Raw genomic sequence first — 775 nt, 5'->3', positions numbered from 1 at the left:
GTTGCTCCAAAAGTAAATGAAAACAAATTGGTAGTATTAGGCGTCCAATCAGGCAATAACTCCTGAACCTTTACCTCTGCATTTTTCAAAGCAATTTGAGACTCAGATATTTCACTAAAAATTTGCGACAAGTTTAAATAGACTAGCTCAGCGTCAAGTGGCTCTAGAAGTCCAGCTTTTCGTTTGTCTTCAACAATTCCAACGAGCGTTTGCAATTGCTCTTCTCTTTCTGAAAGTAACTGAGCCACCTTTTTTGCTGCTTGCCAATTAACTAATGCAGTTAAGGCATTAGCCTTTTTAGAATCGAGTAGAGATAACAATTGTTGCTGGTTTGCATAAACATCAATTTCACCAATGGTTTTATTTGTTGATTGCTTATCCCAAAAATCTATCGTTTGACTGATACCAATAGAGTAATTATCAAAATCACCTTCTTTTTCATAGCTTGCTTCAAGCTCTGGGTTATATACGGCTTGAGTTAAGCTTTTGGCTCTATGATTACTTGCATTAAGTAACTCTTTAGCCGCAACAACTTCGGGATCTTTATTTATTTGACTATCTAGCCATGAAATACTTTTCTGTTTGCCATAAGTGGCAACTGAAAAACTCACAGCCATGCATAAAGACAGGGTTAAACCTGCATTTTTTAAAAATATATACATAAAACTTCTTAATTTTTTAATTTATAAACACGAACCCTTTATCCTTCTCATGGACAAATAGGTCATTAAAAATCAATCTAATTAAGAAATGGGTGGGCGAAGTATCGCTTCAA

General features: G+C 35.0%; 1 protein-coding gene. It reads right to left on the bottom strand.

Annotated features, from left to right (window positions below; genetic code table 11):
• The coding region (locus tag PAT01_RS20030; protein ID WP_154946070.1) for a TolC family protein at window positions 1–662 on the bottom strand (662 nt) is incomplete at its 3' end.
• Window positions 663–775 lie beyond the last annotated feature (113 nt).

The sequence above is a fragment of the Pseudoalteromonas atlantica genome (genome assembly GCA_007988745.1).
GTDB classification, from domain to species: Bacteria; Pseudomonadota; Gammaproteobacteria; order Enterobacterales; family Alteromonadaceae; genus Pseudoalteromonas; species Pseudoalteromonas atlantica.
Note: the sequence above shows the minus strand (reverse complement) of the source record. Positions and strands in the feature narration are given on the sequence as shown.